Raw genomic sequence first — 16,656 nt, forward strand, 5'->3', positions numbered from 1 at the left:
GGAAAGCAGATCATGGCCAATGTCGAGCAGACCGCCGAAGCGCCGAAGGGGACCTCCCTTGTTCTTCAGCTTGGCCTGTTCGCAGGCCTCACGGTCGCGGCGCTGGCTGTCGGCTGGCTGTCCGGGGCATACCTGAAAAATTCGGAGAACCCCGCCCCACCCAGGGCGGCGCACGCCGGCGGTGCTGAGGACGGCGCTGCTCCGGCGCATGGCGCTTCGAACGCACCGGGAGCCTTGGTCCTGGTGGAGCTCGCGCCCCTCACCACCAATCTCGCCGCGCCGGCTGAAATCTGGGTGCGCCTCGATGCCTCGCTGGTTCTGGACGCGCCGCAGCCGCCCGAACTGGTCGAAGCCATCCACCAGGACCTGCTGGCCTTCCTGCGCACCGTCAAGATGCACCAGGTCGAAGGCGCCAGCGGCTATCAGCACCTCAAGGCCGACCTGCAGGAGCGGGCTTCGATCCGCAGCCAGGGCCATGTGAAGGACGTGCTTATCAGGACGCTGCTGTTCGAATGAAACGCTTCCTTCTCGCCCTCGCCATGGCCGCCCTCGCCGTTTCGACGGCTTCGGCGCAGCAGATCGACCTCGGCGGCATCGCCCAGGCCAATGGCACGACCGTCGCCTACATCATCCAGATGTTCGGGCTCATCAGCGTGCTGTCGGTCGCGCCGGGCCTGCTCATCATGGTGACCAGCTTCACCCGCTTCATCATCGCCTTTTCGATTTTGCGCGCCGGCATCGGCCTGCAATCCACGCCCGCCAACCTCATCCTGATCTCGCTGTCGCTGTTCATGACCTTCTATGTCATGGCGCCGACCTTCGATCAGGCCTGGAACAATGGCGTGAAGCCGCTGATGGACAACCAGATCACCCAGACGCAGGCGTTCGAGCGGATTTCCGAGCCGTTCCGCGGCTTCATGCTGCAGAACGTGCGCGACAAGGATTTCGACCTGTTCGCCGATCTGGCGCGCGAGCGGGGCCAGACCGTTTCGCGCGAGACGGTCGACCTCCGCATCCTCGTCCCCGCCTTCATGATCTCTGAAATCCGCCGCGGCTTCGAGATCGGTTTCCTGATCGTGTTGCCCTTCCTCGTCATCGACCTGATCGTCGCCACCATCACCATGGCCATGGGCATGATGATGCTGCCACCAACGGTGCTTTCCCTGCCGTTCAAGATCATGTTCTTCGTGTTGATCGACGGCTGGAACCTGCTGGTCGGGAGCCTGGTGCGCTCCTTTACCTGACACGGATTTCCAGCCCGGCCGCGCGTGCGGTCCAGCGCCCCCCGCCCAAATTTTGAGCAAAAATTTCCGGTTAACCGTCCGCCTTATCTGTTTGGTAGGAAGTGGCGGGCATAGTCCCCACTCGATGGCGGGTGATCGGGTTTAGAAGATCATTGGCATGATGCCGTACCGTCATACCGGTCAGCCCGGTATGTCCCCCAAAATTTTGTGTGTAAAAGGGTACGTGTATCCATGGCTAGCATCATGACCAATGCCTCGGCGCTCACCGCGCTGCAGAGCCTGAACTCCACCAACAAAGCGCTCGAAACCACCCAGGCCCGCATTTCGACTGGCTATCGTGTTTCCAGCGCCAGCGACAACGCCGCTTACTGGTCGATCGCCACCACCATGCGTTCGGACAACAAGGCAAACTCCGTCCTGCAGGACGCGCTCGGCCTCGGCGCCGCCAAGATCGACACCGCCTACACCGCGATGAACAGCTCGATCGAGGTCGTCGACCAGATCAAGCAGAAGGTTCTGCTCGCCAAGACCTCCAGCGCCGACGACCGCGCCAAGATCCAGTCCGAAATCACGTCGCTCCAGGCGCAGCTGACCGACAACATCGGCGGCGCCAACTACGCCGGCTCGAACCTCTTGCAGACGGACTCGACGTCGACGACCGACACCAAACTTACGGTCATGACGTCCTACAATCGCGACTCGACCGGCGCGGTCACCACCGGCACGATCGACGTCGACTATGCCGATACCCGTCTCATCGATTCGGGCGGCGCGAACGCCGGCATCCTCGATACCGAGTTCACCACGACCGGCGCCGGCGCAGCCACTGCGACGATCCTCAACCTCAACGTAACCGGCGCGACGCTGGATTCGGCCGACTTCGACGACATGCTGACCGGTATCGAAGCCGGTTTGAAGTCGATGGCGACCGGCGCTGCCTCGCTCGGCGCCGCCAAGGCCCGCGTCGATCTGCAGAAGGACTTCGTTTCCAAGCTCAGCGACTCCATCGAGCGCGGCGTCGGCCAGCTCGTTGACGCCGACATGAACAAGGAATCGACCCGTCTGCAGGCCCTCCAGGTCCAGCAGCAGCTCGGCATCCAGTCGCTGTCGATCGCCAACGGCAATTCGCAGCAGATCCTGTCGCTCTTCCGCTAACAGCAATCCTCGGCTGACCGACAGTCACCGAACAAGGCCGCGCCTCTCCGGAGGCGCGGCCTTTCCGTTTGCCTAGAGTACAAACGGCTCCCCCTTAATCTGATGTTAACCATGAACTCCTAATCATGGTTAACCGATCGTCTCCAACGGCATGCCGGCGCGCAGCCCGAGGACAGTCAAGAAGGGGCGACACCTGTGGCGAGCATCATGACAAACGCATCTGCAATGACGGCATTGCAGAGCTTGAACGAAACCAACAAGCAGCTCGACATCACCCAGGGCCGCATCTCGACCGGCTACCGTGTCGCCACCGCCAGTGACAATGCCGCATACTGGTCGATCGCCACCACCATGCGCTCCGACAACAAGGCCAATTCCGTCGTCCAGGACGCGCTCGGCCTTGGCGCCGGCAAGGTCGATACCGCCTACACCGCCATGAACAGCGCCATCGAGGTCGTCGACCAGATCAAACAGAAGGTCCTGCTGGCCAAGACCTCCAGCCCGGCGGACCGCGCCAAGATCCAGAGCGAGATCAAGACCTATCAGGACCAGTTGAAGGACACGATCGGCGGTGCCAGCTATGCCGGCTCGAACCTGCTAGAAACCGACTCGACTTCCACCGACACGACGCTGAACATCATCTCCTCCTACAATCGCGACGCCACCGGCGCGGTTGTCACCGGCTCCATCGACATCGATTATGCCAACATCCGTCTGATCGACAGCAACGCCGCCAGCGCCGGCATTCTCGACAAGGCCGGCACTGCTTCGACGCGGTCGCTGCTGAACCTCGATGTCGAGACGCTCACCGGCGCGACCGGGGCGACCGACGATCTAAAATTCGACAACCTGCTGACCGATGTGGAAGCGACGCTGGCGGCGATGACCACGGCGGCCTCCGAACTCGGCGCCGGCAAGGCCCGGATCGACCTGCAGAAGGATTTCGTCGGCAAGCTGATGGACTCCATCGAGCGCGGCGTCGGCCAGCTCGTCGATGCCGACATGAACAAGGAATCGACCCGCCTGCAGGCCCTTCAGGTCCAGCAGCAGCTCGGCATCCAGTCGCTGGCCATCGCCAATGGCAACTCGCAGTCGATCCTTTCGCTCTTCAAGGGCTGACCGCCGGCCAACACTTTCCATAATTTCATCGGGCCGCGTCTCATCGCGGCCCGATTTCATTTTCGCACAAGCTTCGGCGTCTAGTCTCGCGACGGCCAATCATGCGGGAGCCGTCGATCCGTGCCGAAACAGATTCAAAGCATCGTCAGCAATCTTCAGAGTTTCGGCGCCCGCCGCCTGATGATCCTTGCCGGCATCCTGACCCTGGTCCTCGTCGTAATCGGCGTCGGCTCGGTCTATCTCAACCGCCCAGCTTACGAGACGCTTTACGTCGGGCTGGAACGATCCGATGTAAACCAGATCGGCATGGTGCTGGGCGAGGCCGGCATCAGCTTCGACGTGGGCTCGGATGGCACCAGCGTCCTGGTGGCTGCCGGCAACACCGCCCAGGCGCGGATGCTTCTGGCGGAAAAGGGGCTGCCGACCAGCGCCAACGCCGGCTACGAGCTGTTCGACAATGTCGGGTCGCTCGGCCTGACCTCCTTCATGCAGCAGATCACCCGCGTGCGGGCCCTGGAGGGCGAGATCGCCCGCACCATTCAATCGCTTGCAGGCGTCAAGGCCGCGCGCGTCCATATCGTCATGTCCGAGCGCGCTTCCTTCCGGCGCGACGAGCAGCAGCCTTCCGCCTCCGTCGTCATCCGCTTCGCCGGCATGAATGCCGACAAGACAGCCATGTCCATCCGCCATCTCGTCGCCGCCGCCGTGCCGGCGCTTTCCGCCGACAAGGTGACGGTGCTGGATTCGGCCGGCAATCTGCTCGCCGCCGGCGACGACCCGTCGAACTCCAGCGCGGCGCGATCGCTCGGCATCGAACAGACGGTCGAGGCGCAGATCGAGGACAACATCCGCCGCGCGCTGTCGCCCTATCTCGGCCCGGACAATTTCCGCGCCAGCGTCAAGGCCGACGTCAACACGGACACCCGTCAGACCGAGGAAACGATCTTCGATCCGAATTCGCGGGTCGAACGCTCGGTGCAGTCGGTGCGCGCCAACGAGAACAACAGCCAGAAGCAGGCGTCGACGCCGGCGACCGTGGAGCAGAACCTGCCGGAAGCGCAGACGACCGCGACGGACGGCCCGCAATCGACTTCGCAGAACGACCGCAAGGAAGAGATCACCAACTACGAGATCAATTCCAAGCGGATCGCCACCGTTTCGAACGGCTATTCCGTCAACAAGATGTCGATCGCCGTCGTCGTCAACCAGCAGCGGCTGATGGCGATCCTTGGCAAGGATGCGCCCGCCGACCAGATCGCGGCGCGCGTCGCCGACATCCAGAAGATGGTGGCGTCGGCCACCGGCTTCGACCAAAAGCGCGGCGACATCATCGACGTGTCGGCGGTCGAGTTCATCGACGGCCTCGATGGCCAGGAAATTGCCGCGCCCGGCATGCTGGAATCGCTCGGCCGCTACACCGGCAGCCTCATCAATGCCGGCGCCTTCATCGTCGTGGTTTTCCTGGTCGCCTTCTTCGGTCTTCGCCCGATGGCGAGCGCGCTGACGGCAAGGCCTGCCATCGCCGGACCGAGCTTCGACGAAGTGCAGCGTTCGTTGCCCACCCCCGACCAGACGGCGGCGATTTCCGACGCATCTCCCGCGGCGCTGACCGGCGCCTCGCCAAGCGCCGCGACGCCGCTTGACGACTTGCGCCAGAAGCTGCGGCCTGCCCCGCAGGACCGGCTCGCCCGCATGGTCGACCTGAACGAGGAACGCACCGCCCTGATCCTGCGCAAATGGGCCGCCGCGCCAGAAGCGGCAGGCTGATGCGGTCAACGGCGCTTTCCGACCTGCTGCCGGATTTCGGGCCGCGCGCCTCGCGATCCGAAGCCAGTCCGACGCCGATCCATGCGGCAGCGGCGGCGAGCGAGCAGGTGGACACCACGCGCCTGATCGCCGAAGCCGTCGCGCGCGCCGAAGAGGCGCTCGAAACGCGCCTCAATGCGGCTCACCAGAGCGAGCTGGAAGCGGAGCGGCAGGCCAATGCCGAGGAAGCAAGGGCGTTTCTCGAGACACTGGGCGCCGATGTCGGCACCACCGTCGCTGATCGCGTCGGTGACATGGAGGAGCGCGTCACGCGCCTGGTGAGTGACTCCGTTGCCCGCATGATCGGCGGCATCTTGAGCGACGATCTGCAGAAACGGTCGCTGGCGGCGCTGGCTCAGGCCGTGCGCGCGGCGACGGCCGATGCCGAGGCGTCGCGCATCGAAATCCGTGGGCCGCTGGCGCTGTTCGAGCCGCTCAAGACCGCGCTCGGCGCGCGCGCCGACAACCTTCATTTCACGGAAGCGCCCGGCTTCGATCTTTCCCTGCTCGTCGACGACACCGTCTTCGAAACCCGCATGGCCGAATGGTCCGCTGCGCTCGCGGAGGTGCTGCAATGAGTGTTATCAACGGCAGCGAACCCAGGCACGAAATCATCATCGTACGCCGCAACCACGACGATCATGATGAGGGCCATCATGGCGGCGTGTGGAAAATCGCCTTCGCCGACTTCATGACGGCGATGATGTGCTTCTTTCTGGTCATGTGGCTGATCAATGCAGCGAATGAACAGACGAAAGCGTCCGTTGCCAGCTACTTCAACCCGATCAAGCTGATTGACCGTAACGCCAGCCGAAAGGGCCTGGAGGATCTGGGTGACGGTCCCGCCGAAGTGGGCCTGACCGCGGATTCGCCGCAGGAAAACGCCGAACGGTCCGGCCAGAACGGCAACGGTAATCCCGGCACAACGCTTGAGCAGAACAAAGAGACGAAATCGTCCCAGGAAACGCAGAACTCCGACGAGCACCTTTTCGCCGACCCCTATGCCGTGCTGTCCGAGATCGCCACCGACACCGGCGTGATGCAGAACGTCAGCCAGAAGGGCGAAGGCGGCGCGCAGACCGCCGGACCCTCCAGCGGGGCGCAAGGCGGAGAATCGTACCGGGATCCCTTCTCGCCGGATTTCTGGTCGCAGCAGGCGACCGCGCCCGGCGCCGAAGCCAGCGCCCAGCGGACGCGGATCGAGGGAGACCCGCTGAAGCCAGGCGACGAGGAAGCGAAAGAAGCAACGCCCCGGGTCAAGGCATCGCCGCCGCCAGCCGCATCCGCAACAGCCGAAGGGCAGGACAAGACCGCGGTGCAAGCAGCGGCCACAAACGACAAGCCTGTCGAAAGCCCTGCGGAAAAGGCCCCTGCCCCGGATGCCCTGAAAGCCGCCGAACAGGTAAAGCAGCAACTGGCCGAAGCCTTCAAGCCCGGCGACAAGATGCATGACGGCGTTTCCGTCGAGGCGACCGACAAGGGCGTCGTCATCTCCATCACCGACCAGTTCGATTTCGGCATGTTCGAGATCGGTTCCGCCGTGCCGCGCCGTGAGCTTGTCCTGGCGATGGAAAAGATCGGCAAGATCATCAATGGCCAGAAGGGTGTGGTGTCCGTCCAGGGCCACACCGACGCACGGCCGTTCCGCAGCGCCACATACGACAATTGGCGGCTTTCGACGGCGCGCGCGCACTCGGCCTATTACATGCTGGTACGCGGCGGCGTTGACGAAAAGCGCATTCGCGAAGTGGCCGGGTTCGCCGACCGCCTGCCGAAAGACAAGGCCGACCCGATGTCCGCCGTCAACCGGCGCATCGAAATCCTGCTGGAAACCGGCGGATGAGACGCGCGGTCAGGCTCTGCGCCACTATCGGCATCGCGCTTGGCGGTGCCGGCCTTGCGACGGCCTCCCATGCGGCCGAGCCGCTGCAGCCCTATCAGCTGGTCCGCTCCCTGCAACTGGTTCAGGACAAGATCGCCGCCGGCGACCATGCGGCGTTGCCGATGCAGGGCAAGCTCCTCGAACTGATCGATGCCCGGATGCGCAGCGCCAGTCCGCAGGATTTTGCCGATCCGAAGAATTTCCGCGCCTTGCTGGTCTACGGCATGAGCGGGGGTAACCCGTCGACGGTCGGCGCCGCGACGGCGCGCATCGAACTCGACGCGGTGAACAAGGATATCGCCGCCGGAATCGTCGCCTACCTCGGCGGCCGCCCGGCGGAAGCGATCAAGCTGCTTGAACCGATGGACCCGATGCGGCTATCGCCCGACCTCGGCGCCTTCGTCGCGCTGGTCAAGGGATCGCTTCTGGCGTTGGAAAAGCCGAAGGAAGCGCTGACGCTTCTGGATCAGGCGCGCCTGCTCAGTCCCGGAACACTTGTCGAGGAAGCGGCGCTGCGCCGCTCGGTCGGGATTGCCGTTGCCGAAGGCGATGCGGCCCGTTTCGTGCTGGCCTCGACGCAATATGTCGAACGCTTCCTCCATTCGCCCTATGCCAGCCAGTTCGCGGATTCATTTGCTTCCGGGGTGATCGCGCTGCACATGGCGGTCAGCCAGGACAAGCTGGCCGACATCGTCTCGATGATGGACCCTGAGCGGGAGAAAGTGATCTACCTGCGCATCGCGCGACGCGCCGCCATAGACGGCCTCAACGACCTGTCCGCCTTCGCCGCAAGCAAGGCCGAGGAAGGCCGTAACGGCAAGGACAATGAAGACGACCCGAGGGCGCTGCTTTACGCCAGCCTTTCCTCAATGACATCCGCATCAGTGGCCGAGCTGCGCGAAAAGCTGGGCCGGATCGACCGCAGCCAGCTTTCCCAAAGCGATCGCGACCTGTTCGACGCGGCCCGCGCGGTCACCCATGAGATCGTGACGGCGCCGGCAAAAGCGGCGGTGGAACCGCATCTTGCCGTGACACCCAAGCCACCCATTGCCATTGCCGCGCCCGACGGGAAAGCCGTGGCGGAAAAAGCCGTGGAGCCGGACGGGGACACTTCTGATCTGCCGCCGGTCGAAGGCATAGCGTCCGAACGCCCGGCAGCCGGTGCTGAAACCGTCGTGGCTGCCGAACCCCCGGCACTGCCGCAGCCGGTAGCCGCCCCGCGGCTTGCCGCCGGACTGCCGAAGCCACAGGCGGCCGCTCTGGTCGATGAGACCGACAAGGCGATCGCCGATACGAAACGCCGACTGAACGCCATCGACCAGTTGCTCGGAGCATCGCCTCAATGACCATGAGCGTCGGCCAGACCTTCCCCGCGACCGCCTTCACCCGTGACGGCGCGGAACCGGGCGCCGAGAAGGATCCGCAGCCCGGCGGCGGCTTTGCCGAGTTGCTGTCAACCAAGGCGAAACCCACGGGGGACGGCAAGAAGGCGGCACTTGCAAAACACGAAGCGGCAGGGAGCCCGCCAGATGCCGAACAGGCGGAGGATGCCGATCTCTTGTCCGTGATCCATCTGATCGGAAAGAAAGCGGCAATCGCCGAAGAAGCCGAGGCGCGGAAGGCCAACGACTCTTGCGCGCACGAAGAACAACCGCAGCCGCGTGACAAACTTCCCGAACTGATTTCCCTGCAGCAGCTCGGCGCATTGCCGGCGCAGCCGAACCAGGCCCAGCAGGTCAGCCGGGGCAAGGCCGCCAACGACACGGCGACGCGTTCGGCGCAATCGGCGGCGGCATCAACGTTGCCGCTTGAGGAAAACCCGGTCTCCCTCGATCTGCGTACCAGCGTGGCCGGCCAGGATTCGGAGCAATCGGTACAGCCTCAAATCCTGCCCGACACCAGCCAGGCTCCGGATGAAACTGTCGCCGCTGATGTACAAGGCAAGACAATGCCCAGCGGCACAAGGCAAGGGCTTTCCGGGTTGCTGGGCGGCGAGGCAATCTCAGGAAAAATCGCGCCGGAGCCGCGCAGCGCCGCTGACAAACACGCGGCATCGGCGGACTTCACCGTCAGGGGCCAGCAATCGTTCCCCGCGCCTGCCCCGCAGCCGATCAGCACCACCGCCGCCGCTCTTGTCACGGCCCTGGACAACGGCTTGCGACAGGCCCCCGCGAGCCACGCGGCGCTGCTTCAGCAAACCCAAACCGTTGCTGTTCCGGCACACATGTTGAAGATCGAGCTCCACCCCGCCGAGCTGGGTTCGGTGATTGCCAGCCTGCGCCTCTCCGGCCAGCAACTTTCGGTCGAAATCAAGCCCGAAACCCACGAGGCGCATCGCCGTCTTTCCGCCGATACGGAAGCGCTCACCAAGTCGCTGCGCAGTCTCGGGTTCGACATCGACAGCGTGACAATCCTGCAACCTTCGGTAGCTGTCACCGCTGCCGCGCGCGCGGACGGTCCAGCCTCCATGAACCCGGCCGGCCGCGATCAGTCGTCGTTTCAGCCGGGCGGATCGGACGGCCGCGGCGAGGGATCGGCCGGACAACAATCTGGAAGGAACCGCAATCATGACGCTCAGGAAGCCGCCCGTAGCGCTCCGGCTGTTCGCGAGCGTGGCAGCGGCGATCTGTTTATCTAGCCTCGCAATCGTCGCGGCGAAGGCCGCGCCGAACCCGTGCGAGGCGGAAATCCTGCGGGCGGCGGATCGCTACGGGATCCCGGCCGGCATTCTCTATGCCGTCGGCCTGACAGAGACCGGAAACAAGGGCAGCCTCCAGCCCAATGCTTTGAATATAGAAGGAAAAGCAGTCTTTCCTGCCAGCCGCGCGGGCGCGTTGGCGGCCTTCGAAACGGCCCGGCAAAGCGGCAAGAAATTGATCGATCTCGGCTGCATGCAGATCAACCACCACTACCATGGCGGCGAATTCGCCAGCGTCTCCGACATGCTCGACCCGCACCGCAATGTCGACTATGCGGCGCGCTTCCTCGTCAGCCTTCATGCGCGCCATGAAACATGGTCGATGGCGGTCGCCCGCTACCATGCCGGCCCCAACAACGACCCGGCGCAAAAAACCTATGTCTGCCGCGTCATCACCAACATGGTCGCCGTCGGCTTCGGGAAATGGACGCCGAACGCCCGCAGTTTCTGCAATCCACAGGTTGTATTGAAATCGCCGCGGAACGGCGTTGCCGCTGGTCCTCGAAGCCCCTGAAAAAACCCGGCGGCCCGCTCCTGTTGGCCACGTTTTCGGCCGATGCAACCATGGCGATTCCAGACTCCCAAGAAAGCAGCTACAAGAAATGACGGTTGGTCAGGATTCCCGCCTGCCGCTACCCGTTTCCGTGGGCAAACTAGAACTGATTCGGAAGGCGGGGCCGATGATCGTGATCGTGGACGAGCGTGAGCTCGTGACGGAGGGGTACAACTCTCTTTTCGACCGGGAGGGCGTCGCCTGTGCAGGCTTCGCACCGACCGACTTTGACGACTGGGTCTCGACCGCGGCCGACGATGACCTTCGATCGGTGCGCGCCTTTCTGATCGGCGATTGCCGCGAAGGCAGCGTCTCGCCCCGACAGATCCGCGACCGCACCGGAGCGCCGGTGATTGCGCTGAGCGAGCACAACTCGCTCGAGAACACGCTGCGGCTGTTCGAATCCGGTGTCGACGATGTCGTCCGCAAGCCGGTCCACATCCGCGAGATCCTGGCCCGCATAACCGCCATTCGCCGCCGGGCACAGGAAGAAGCCAACTACACCGAGATCGGCGCGATGCGCATCTTTCTGGATGGCCGCGATCCCGAGATCAACGGCGAGGCGCTGCCCTTGCCAAGGCGCGAACGGCGCATCCTCGAATATCTGGCCGGCAACCGCGGCCGTCGCGTGACCAAGACGCAGGTCTTCAACGCCATCTACGGCATCTTCGACGACGAGGTCGAAGAGAACGTGGTCGAAAGCCATATCAGCAAACTGCGCAAGAAGCTGCGCGAGAAACTGGGCCACGACCCGATCGATTCCAAACGTTTTCTCGGCTACCGGCTCGTCGCCTGATGCGCGACGGCCATGCCGCCCCCGGCTCCACCAGTTTCACGCAAGACAGAACGTCTATCCTCATGAACGACCGCATGGGGAACCAGGAGACGTTTCGATGAGCTTGTATGGAATGATGCGAACCGGCGTTTCCGGCATGAATGCGCAGGCAAGCCGCCTGTCCACCGTTGCCGACAACATCGCCAATTCCGGTACCACCGGCTACAAGCGCTCCTCGACCGAATTCTCGACGCTCGTCCTTCCCAACACCGGCGGTAACTACAATTCGGGCGGCGTCAACACCGCCGTCATTTCCTCGATCAGCGCGCAGGGCGTGCTGCAGTACACCACCTCGGTGTCCGACCTTGCCGTGAACGGCAGCGGGTTCTTCGTTGTACAGGACGCCGGCGGCACGCCCTACATGACGCGCGCCGGCGCTTTCGTGCCCGATGGCGAAGGCCGTCTCGTCAATGCGGCCGGCTTCCAGCTCATGGCCTACAGCTACGAGAACGGCGTGCCGGCAGCGACGGTCAACGGCTTCGATGGGCTCGTCCCGGTCGTCATTAGCGACCAGGAAATGACCGCGACGCCCAGCACCGAAGGCTACTTCACCGGCAATCTGCCGAGCGGCGCCGAAGTGCCGGCCGGCCCCCTGCCCTCGAGCAACAGCGCGACGGCCGAATACACCGCCAAATCGTCGATGGTCGCCTACGACAACCTCGGCAACAAGGTCCTGGTCGACGCCTATTTCACCAAGACCGGCGCCGGCACCTGGGAAGTCGCGGTCTTCGACCAGTCGAAGGCGACGCCGGGCACCTCGTTCCCGTATACGGGCGGCGCCTTGGGTTCGGCGACGCTGACCTTCGACAACACGACGGGCAAGCTCACCGGCGCCGTCGACAGCCTCTCCTTCACCGTGCCCGACGGTCAGCCGCTGACGCTCGACCTGTCCAAGCTGAGCCAGCTCGGCGCCGACTTCACCGTTACCGACGCGGCCGTCAACGGCAATGCTCCGAGCTCGATCGAGAAGATCCAGATCAGCCAGGACGGCACAATCTACGCGCAGTATGCCGACGGCTCGAGCAAGGCGCTCTACAAGATTCCGCTCGCCGACGTGCAGAGCCCGGACCGTCTCACCGCGCTTGCCGGCAACGTCTATCAGGAAGGCACCGATTCCGGGGACGTCCGCATCGGCTTCGCCAATGAAGGCAGGCTGGGCGGCATCGTCTCCGGCGCGCTGGAAAACTCCAATGTCGATATCGCCGAAGAACTCACCGACATGATCGAGGCGCAGCGCAGCTACACCGCCAACTCCAAGGTGTTCCAGACCGGCTCGGAACTCATGGATGTCCTCGTCAACCTGAAGAGATAGAGAAAGGCCGCATCGAGGCGGCACCTGAAAGACAATTATGTCCCTGACGTCCGCATTGAGTATCGCGCAATCCTCGCTTCTGGCCACGTCACGCCAGACCAGCGTCGTCTCGCGCAACATTGCCGACGCTTCCAATCCCGACTACGCCCGCCGCACCGCCGTGCTGGTGTCCATGGATGCCGGCGCCAAGGCCAGCTACATCCAGCGCGCCACCAACGAACTGCTCTTCCGGCAGAACCTTTCGGCGCTATCCGCCTGGAGCGGGCAGAGCACGCTTTCCAGCGGGCTGGACCGGCTGGATCTCGCCGTGAACGGCGTCGACAACGCCTCCTCCGCGGCGACCGCCATCGGCAAGCTGCAGGAGGCGATGCAGCTCTACGCGACATCGCCCTCCGACAAGACGCTGGCCACCAACGTCATCGAGGCGGCGCGTCAGGTCACCAACAGCCTGAACCAGGGCAGCGCGGCCATCCAGGCTTTCAGGACGGATGCCGACAGCCAGATCGGCACCGCCGTCGATGAACTGAACTCGCTGCTGGCCCAGTTCGAAGACGCCAACAAGGCGGTGATCATCGGTACCAGGAACGGCGCCGACACGTCCGATGCTCTCGACCGCCGCGATCTCCTGCTCAAGAAGATTTCGGAATACGTGCCGGTTTCGACCTTCACGCGCGGCGACAACGACATGGTCGTCACCACCAGGGACGGCACCACGCTGTTCGAAACCATCCCGCGATCCGTTTCCTTCCAGGGTTCCGCCGGCTACGCGCCGGGCGCCGACGGCAACGCGATTTATATCGACAACGTGCCCCTGTCCGGCCAGGGCGAAGCAAACGGCAAGCTCGCCGGCATGCTGCAGTTGCGCGACGGCGTCGCCAACACGATGCAGAGCCAGCTCGACGAGATCGCGCGCGGCCTCGTCACCGCGTTCGCCGAAACCGCGCCGCCACTGCCAAGCGCCACCGGCCTTTTCACCTGGTCGGGCGGACCGGCCATTCCGGCCGCCGGCACGCTCGTTGATGGTCTGGCTGCCTCGATCAGCGTCAACGCCGCGATGGACCCATCCGTCGGTGGAAGCCCGGAATTGCTCCGCGACGGCGGCGCCAATGGTGCGGCCTATGTCGTGAACACCGGGGGCGGCGCTTCCTATGCCGAACTGCTGATCGCCTATGGCGACCGGCTCGACAAGCCGATGAGCTTCAGTTCGGAGGCAGGCATCGTCACCACCGCCAGCGTCACCGGCTATTCAGCCAGCGCCATCGGCTGGTTCCAGGGCGTGCGCCAGCAGACGGCCACGAAGGCCGACTCCAAGGAAGCCCTGGCCTCACGCACCGCCGAGGCGCTGTCGAACGAGACCGGCGTCAACGTCGATGCCGAAATGTCGATGCTGCTCGACCTCGAGCATACCTACCAGGCCTCCGCCCGGATCATGACCAGCGTCAACCAGATGCTCGACGCTCTCATGGAAGCGGTGGGTTAGCGCCATGAAGACCTTCTCCGTCTCCTCCTCCGCCATCTCGAACGCCATGCGTTATTCGCAGATGCGTATGCAGGTCGATCTCGTCAAGGCGCAGAAGGAAATGGACACCGGCAGGGTGGCCGACATCGGGCTGGCGCTGGGGGCGCGCGCGTCACAGTCTGTAACCTTCGCCCGCGATCTCGACCGGTTGAACGTCATCGTCGATTCCAATGCGCTGGTGACCTCGCGGCTGAAATCAACGCAGGACGGCATGAGCAGTCTCAGCGAGACCGCGCAATCGTTTCTGTCGACGCTGACCAGCGCCCAGTCAGGCGACATATCCAACACCATCGCCAGCGATAGCGGCAAGGCAACGCTGGACGCGCTGAATTCGGTGCTGAACACCAGCATCAACGGCGAGTACCTGTTCGCCGGCACCAACACCGACATCAGGCCGTTGAACGACTATACCGCGACCTCACCCGCGAAGGTGGCGTTTGACGCGGCCTTCGTCGCCCGGTTCGGCTTCACGCAGAATGACCCTGCCGCCGCCAATATCCCGGCCGGAGATATCGAAGATTTCATAGACAACGACGTGATGCCCCAATTCATGGGCGCTGGCTGGGAGGCCAACTGGTCGAATGCCACCGACCAGCAGATCGTCAGCCGCATCGCGCTGAACGAGACCGCCGAAACATCCGTCAGCGGCAACAATGATCCCATGCGCAAGATGGCCATGGCCGCTACGATCATGTCGGAGTTCTTTGCCTCCAACGTCAGCCAGGACGCCAAGAGCGCCGTGGCGAAGAAGGCGCTTTCATTGACCGGCGAGGTCATCAGCGGCCTTGGCCATTTGCAGGCGCAGACCGGCATCGTCGAAAAACGCGTGACCGACGCAAGCGAACGCATGGAAAAGCAGGTCGACCTGTTCGAACGGCACATTCTCGACCTCGAAGGCGTCGATCCCTACGAGGCCGCCAATCGGGTCAACGATCTGGTCTCGCATATCCAGACCTCCTTCGCCCTCACCGCGCGCATCCAGCAACTGAGCCTGTTGAATTTCCTCACCTGAGCCCCGGAACCCGCCAGCGATGTATCAATTCTCCTACGCCGACATCCAGACAGACTCCGTGGCCGACGCGCGCGACCGCGAACGCCAGTTGCTGACCCGCTCCATCGAGATGCTGACCGCCGCGTCCGTGGCTGGCCACCAGTCCCAGGAAGCGGTCGAAGCGCTGCTTTTCACCAACCGGGTGTGGACGAGCTTTGTCGACGACCTCGGATCGAGCGACAACGCGCTGCCGAAGGAACTGCGCGCCAATCTGATCTCGATCGGCCTGTGGCTGTTGCGCGAGGCCGAGGACATCCGCCAGGGCCGCACCGATAATTTCGAAGGCCTCATCGAGGTCTCGCAGATCATCCGGGACGGTATCCAATGACCAACACCCTCAAGCTGTCGCTGAAGCCGAACGAGAAAATCTATATCAACGGCGCGGTGGTCCGGGTCGACCGAAAGGTGACGATCGAATTGCTCAACGACGTGCAGTTCCTGCTGGAGAGCCATGTGCTCCAGGCCGAGGATGCGACAACGCCGCTGCGCCAGCTCTATTTCATCGTCCAGGTCATGCTGGTCAATCCGCAGAGCGCGGCCGAGGCGCGCGATATGTTCCGCCGCTCGCTGCCTCTTATGCTGGCGAGCTTCGACGACGAGCGGATTTGCGCGACGTTGAAGAACGTCGATCGCATGGTCGGCGAAGACCATGTCTATGAGGCGCTGAAGGCGATCCGTTCGCTATACCCGCTGGAGCGGCTTGCGCTGGAAGACGAAAACGATTCCCTGCAACCGGCGCCGCTTATGGCGGCAGGAGCACGCTGATGAACGTGGACATGACGACCCAGGTGCCGGCAGGCGCCAACCAGACCAAGGCGACCTCGAAGACGGCGGTCGATTACCAGTCCTTCCTGAAGCTTCTCATCGCCCAGATGAAGAACCAGGACCCGACCAAGCCGATGGACTCGACGCAATATGTCGCCCAGCTCGCCACATTCTCGCAGGTCGAACAGTCGGTGCAGACAAATTCCAAGCTCGACCAGCTGCTGCAGTCATCGGCGCTGTCGCAGGCGGACAGCCTGATCGGCCGCACCATCGCGTCGGCGGACGGCAAGACCAGCGGCAAGGTCGAGGAAGTTCGTCTTGCAGGCAGCGGTCTCATCGCCGTTCTCGAAGACGGCACGGAAGTCGCCATCGGCAGTGGCGTGACCATCAAGTAACACGCGAAACGTCACGGGGAGAAGGTTCGGTGAACGAGGCCGATGCGCTCGACATCGTGCAGTTTGCGGTGTGGACGGTGCTGACCGCGTCGGCGCCGGTCGTGCTTGTCGCCATGGTGGTCGGCATCGGCATCGCGCTGATCCAGGCTCTCACCCAAATCCAGGAAATCACGCTCACCTTCGTGCCGAAGATCGTCGCCATCATGCTGGTGGTGGCGCTCACCGGGCCTTTCATGGGTGGACAGATATCGGCCTTCACCAACGTCATTTTCGAGCGCATCCAGACCGGGTTCTGAGGTATTGGAGCCGCCTTGTCACGAAT

General features: G+C 63.7%; 18 protein-coding genes. All 18 read left to right on the plus strand.

Annotation, left to right across the window (positions count from 1 at the left end; all coding sequences use genetic code 11):
- Nucleotides 1-12: 12 nt before the first annotated feature.
- The 18 genes from ASD44_RS10220 to fliQ all read left to right on the plus strand — a co-directional run bounded on the left by ASD44_RS10220 (nucleotide 13) and on the right by fliQ (nucleotide 16,630).
- Nucleotides 13-516 carry a flagellar basal body-associated FliL family protein gene (locus tag ASD44_RS10220; protein WP_056111264.1) on the plus strand — a complete coding sequence of 168 codons (504 nt, stop codon included), beginning with the start codon at nucleotides 13-15 and terminating at the stop codon, nucleotides 514-516.
- Nucleotides 513-1,244, plus strand: coding sequence for a flagellar type III secretion system pore protein FliP (gene fliP, locus ASD44_RS10225; protein ID WP_056111266.1), 732 nt, complete (start codon nucleotides 513-515; stop codon nucleotides 1,242-1,244). Before ASD44_RS10220 ends, fliP begins: the two co-directional genes overlap by 4 nt.
- 231 nt (nucleotides 1,245-1,475) lie before the next feature.
- A complete protein-coding gene (locus tag ASD44_RS10230) occupies nucleotides 1,476-2,399 on the plus strand; it encodes a flagellin (RefSeq protein WP_056111269.1) in 924 nt (307 codons plus the stop codon).
- Between the two features lie 195 nt (nucleotides 2,400-2,594).
- Nucleotides 2,595-3,518 (plus strand): flagellin, encoded by a 924-nt coding sequence (locus ASD44_RS10235; RefSeq protein ID WP_056111272.1) that lies wholly within the window; start codon nucleotides 2,595-2,597, stop codon nucleotides 3,516-3,518.
- A gap of 120 nt (nucleotides 3,519-3,638) precedes the next feature.
- Complete coding sequence (gene fliF, locus ASD44_RS10240; protein ID WP_056111275.1) at nucleotides 3,639-5,285, plus strand: flagellar basal-body MS-ring/collar protein FliF; 1,647 nt, start codon at nucleotides 3,639-3,641, stop codon at nucleotides 5,283-5,285.
- Nucleotides 5,285-5,902: a hypothetical protein gene (locus ASD44_RS10245; RefSeq protein ID WP_056115866.1), complete on the plus strand. Its 618-nt coding sequence runs from the start codon at nucleotides 5,285-5,287 to the stop codon at nucleotides 5,900-5,902. Before fliF ends, ASD44_RS10245 begins: the two co-directional genes overlap by 1 nt.
- Nucleotides 5,899-7,167 (plus strand): MotB family protein, encoded by a 1,269-nt coding sequence (locus ASD44_RS10250; RefSeq protein WP_056111278.1) that lies wholly within the window; start codon nucleotides 5,899-5,901, stop codon nucleotides 7,165-7,167. Before ASD44_RS10245 ends, ASD44_RS10250 begins: the two co-directional genes overlap by 4 nt.
- Nucleotides 7,164-8,552, plus strand: coding sequence for a hypothetical protein (locus ASD44_RS10255; protein ID WP_056111282.1), 1,389 nt, complete (start codon nucleotides 7,164-7,166; stop codon nucleotides 8,550-8,552). The genes ASD44_RS10250 and ASD44_RS10255 overlap by 4 nt, the downstream gene beginning before the upstream one ends.
- Nucleotides 8,549-9,844, plus strand: a complete 1,296-nt coding sequence (locus tag ASD44_RS10260; protein ID WP_056206786.1) for a flagellar hook-length control protein FliK — start codon at nucleotides 8,549-8,551, stop codon at nucleotides 9,842-9,844. The genes ASD44_RS10255 and ASD44_RS10260 overlap by 4 nt, the downstream gene beginning before the upstream one ends.
- Nucleotides 9,774-10,418 carry a transglycosylase SLT domain-containing protein gene (locus tag ASD44_RS10265; RefSeq protein WP_056111288.1) on the plus strand — a complete coding sequence of 215 codons (645 nt, stop codon included), beginning with the start codon at nucleotides 9,774-9,776 and terminating at the stop codon, nucleotides 10,416-10,418. Before ASD44_RS10260 ends, ASD44_RS10265 begins: the two co-directional genes overlap by 71 nt.
- 166 nt (nucleotides 10,419-10,584) lie before the next feature.
- On the plus strand, nucleotides 10,585-11,253 hold the full coding sequence (locus ASD44_RS10270) for a response regulator transcription factor (RefSeq protein ID WP_056111292.1): 669 nt from the start codon (nucleotides 10,585-10,587) through the stop codon (nucleotides 11,251-11,253).
- Nucleotides 11,254-11,350: 97 nt separating this feature from the next.
- Nucleotides 11,351-12,604, plus strand: a complete 1,254-nt coding sequence (locus ASD44_RS10275; RefSeq protein WP_056111295.1) for a flagellar hook protein FlgE — start codon at nucleotides 11,351-11,353, stop codon at nucleotides 12,602-12,604.
- A 37-nt stretch (nucleotides 12,605-12,641) separates the two neighbouring features.
- Complete coding sequence (flgK, locus tag ASD44_RS10280) at nucleotides 12,642-14,084, plus strand: flagellar hook-associated protein FlgK (protein WP_056111298.1); 1,443 nt, start codon at nucleotides 12,642-12,644, stop codon at nucleotides 14,082-14,084.
- Nucleotides 14,085-14,088: 4 nt separating this feature from the next.
- Nucleotides 14,089-15,135: a flagellar hook-associated family protein gene (locus ASD44_RS10285; protein WP_056111301.1), complete on the plus strand. Its 1,047-nt coding sequence runs from the start codon at nucleotides 14,089-14,091 to the stop codon at nucleotides 15,133-15,135.
- A 19-nt stretch (nucleotides 15,136-15,154) separates the two neighbouring features.
- Entirely contained in the window at nucleotides 15,155-15,502 is a 348-nt protein-coding gene (flaF, locus tag ASD44_RS10290) for a flagellar biosynthesis regulator FlaF (RefSeq protein WP_056111304.1), read from the plus strand.
- A complete protein-coding gene (flbT, locus tag ASD44_RS10295; protein WP_056111307.1) occupies nucleotides 15,499-15,939 on the plus strand; it encodes a flagellar biosynthesis repressor FlbT in 441 nt (146 codons plus the stop codon). The genes flaF and flbT overlap by 4 nt, the downstream gene beginning before the upstream one ends.
- Nucleotides 15,939-16,334 (plus strand): flagellar hook assembly protein FlgD, encoded by a 396-nt coding sequence (flgD, locus tag ASD44_RS10300; protein WP_056111311.1) that lies wholly within the window; start codon nucleotides 15,939-15,941, stop codon nucleotides 16,332-16,334. Before flbT ends, flgD begins: the two co-directional genes overlap by 1 nt.
- 29 nt (nucleotides 16,335-16,363) lie before the next feature.
- Nucleotides 16,364-16,630, plus strand: a complete 267-nt coding sequence (gene fliQ, locus ASD44_RS10305; protein ID WP_056111314.1) for a flagellar biosynthesis protein FliQ — start codon at nucleotides 16,364-16,366, stop codon at nucleotides 16,628-16,630.
- Nucleotides 16,631-16,656 lie beyond the last annotated feature (26 nt).

It is taken from the genome of Mesorhizobium sp. Root554 (assembly GCF_001427025.1).
Classification (GTDB): domain Bacteria; phylum Pseudomonadota; class Alphaproteobacteria; order Rhizobiales; family Rhizobiaceae; genus Mesorhizobium.